The 2326-nt window shown below is 66.6% G+C and carries 2 protein-coding genes and 1 pseudogene; all 3 read left to right on the top strand.

The annotated features are described in order from the left end of the window. Window positions 1–1490 (top strand): heme biosynthesis protein HemY (locus tag EN935_RS31630; protein ID WP_164771513.1); only part of this gene is annotated, 1490 nt, incomplete at its 5' end. A 103-nt stretch (window positions 1491–1593) separates the two neighbouring features. Continuing rightward, window positions 1594–2073 carry a TerB family tellurite resistance protein gene (locus EN935_RS31625; RefSeq protein WP_126066871.1) on the top strand — a complete coding sequence of 160 codons (480 nt, stop codon included), beginning with the start codon at window positions 1594–1596 and terminating at the stop codon, window positions 2071–2073. Between the two features lie 18 nt (window positions 2074–2091). After that, window positions 2092–2326, top strand: a pseudogene (locus EN935_RS31620) (GMP synthase); the annotation flags it as partial.

Here is a 2326-nt window from a genome sequence, read left to right as displayed (position 1 = left end):
AGGTCAGCCTGATGGTGGCGGCGGTGGCTGTCGTTGCCGTGGTCGCGGCCGTGATGATCCTTTGGTGGCTGCTCAAGTCGCTGTGGAACAGCCCCTACACCATCTCGCGCTATTTCCGTGTCCGCCGCCGCGACCGTGGTTATCAGGCGTTGTCGACCGGCATGATCGCGGCCGGCGCCGGTGACGGCGCGCTGGCCCGTAAGAAGACCAAGGAAGCCGCCAAGCTGATCCGCTCCGACCAGGAACCGCTGATCCATCTGCTCGAGGCGCAGGCGTCGCTGCTCGAAGGCGATCATGAAGGCGCGCGGCAGAAATTCGAGAGCATGCTCGACGATCCCGAAATGCGGCTGTTGGGTTTGCGCGGGCTCTATCTCGAAGCCGAACGGCTCGGCGACCGCAACGCCGCCCGGCACTATGCCGGCCGTGCTGCCGCTGTGGCGCCGCAGCTGGCGTGGGCAGCCGAATCGACGCTGGAAGAGCTGACCGCACGCGGCGATTGGGACGGCGCCTTGAAACTGGTCGACGCGCAGAAGTCGACACGGCAGATCGAACGCGACGCGGCCACCCGCCGCCGCGCCGTGCTGCTGACCGCCAAGGCGCAGGCGCTTGCCGACAGCGATCCCGCTGCCGCCAGAACCGCGGCGATCGAGGCAAACCGGCTGCGACCGGACTTCGCGCCCGCCGCCGTTGCCGCCGCCGCCGCGCTGTTCAAACAGAACGACGTGCGCAAGGGCTCAAAGATCCTCGAGGCGGCGTGGAAGGCCGAGCCGCATCCGGAGGTCGCCGAACTCTATACCCATGCCAGACCGGGCGACGCCGTGCTCGACCGCCTCAACCGGGCGAAGAAGCTGCAGGAGATGAAGAAGAACCACGCCGAGTCGTCGATGACGGTGGCGCGCGCCGCACTCGACGCGCAGGATTTCTCGACCGCCCGCCGCGAGGCCGAGGCCGCGATCCGGATGGATCGCCGCGAGGGCGCCTATCTGCTGCTCGCCGACATCGAGGAGGCCGAGACCGGCGACCAGGGCAAGGTGCGGCAACTGCTGTCGAGGGCGGTGCGGGCGCCGCGCGATCCGGCCTGGGTCGCCGACGGCGTGGTGTCCGAACATTGGGCGCCGGTGTCACCGATTACCGGCCGGCTCGATGCCTTCGAATGGCGCGCGCCGATGGAGCGTCTCGGCCAGTTGATCGACAGCCATGAGGATGCACCAGCCAGCGCGGCGCCGGTCATTGAAGCACTGGCAAAGCCGATAAGCGAAAAAAAGCCGGCCGACGTGATCGATGACGCCGGTCAGGGCGAGGCAGGCGGCAAGGACGCCGAGAGCCACGAGGATCATGTCAAGCCAATCACGGCGGCGGCCTTCGCCGCGGTGCCGACCGATGCCGAGGCTGTCGAGCCGGCCGAGGAGCTTGCACGGCTGCCGGACGATCCCGGCGTCGATCCGGACGAGGAAGCGGAAAAATCGCCGCGCCGGTTTCGGCTGTTTTGAATTGGGCCGGCCGTCAGCCCCCCTCTGACTCAAGGAGATAGAGCACGATGTCGTCCGAAAACCGCTTCACACTTTTCGGCATCATGCTCTGAGGAATGGACTTATGTTTGAACGCGTTCTGTCATTTCTCAGGGATTTGCCGGCCGGCGCCGACACGCATGCCAGCACGGACGATCCGCGCATCGCGGCCTCGGCGCTTCTCTACCATGTGATGAATGCCGATGGTGTGCGCCAGGATGTCGAGTGGGAGCGGTTCAAGGCGGTGCTGGCGGAGAGCTACTCGATCAGCGGCGCCGAACTCGAAGCGCTCGTCGCCGCCGGCGAGCGGGCCGACAATGAGGCGATCGATCTCTATGCCTTCACCAGTGTCTTGAAGCGCCATCTCGATGCCGATGCGCGCAAGGCCTTCATCGGCCTGATGTGGGAGATCGTCTATGCCGATGGCGAGCTGCACGAGCTGGAGGATAACACCGTCTGGCGCGTTGCCGAGCTGATCGGCGTCGAACGCCGCGACCGCGTCGAGGCGCGCCGCAAGGCGGCGGCGCACGCGCCCGGCGCCACCGGAACATCGAACGACGAATAGACGGGATTTCGCCTACCCATGCCGCGCCAAACGAGTTCGAAGCCCAAAATCCTGATCGTGCTGCATCAGGAGAATTCGAGCCCCGGACGTGTCGGCCACATGCTTCTGGAGGAGGGCTTCGATCTCGACATCCGCCGGCCGCCGCTGGGCGACACCTTGCCGGAAACGCTGGACGGCCATGCCGGCACGGTGGTGTTCGGCGGCCCGATGAGCGCCAATGACGATGACGAGTTCGTCCGCCGCGAGACCAACT

Origin of the sequence: Mesorhizobium sp. M7D.F.Ca.US.004.03.1.1, assembly GCF_003998635.1 — a bacterium.
Lineage (GTDB): Bacteria > Pseudomonadota > Alphaproteobacteria > Rhizobiales > Rhizobiaceae > Mesorhizobium > Mesorhizobium loti.
The sequence above is the reverse complement of the archived record's forward strand: the minus strand, read 5'-3'. Positions and strand labels throughout refer to the sequence as shown.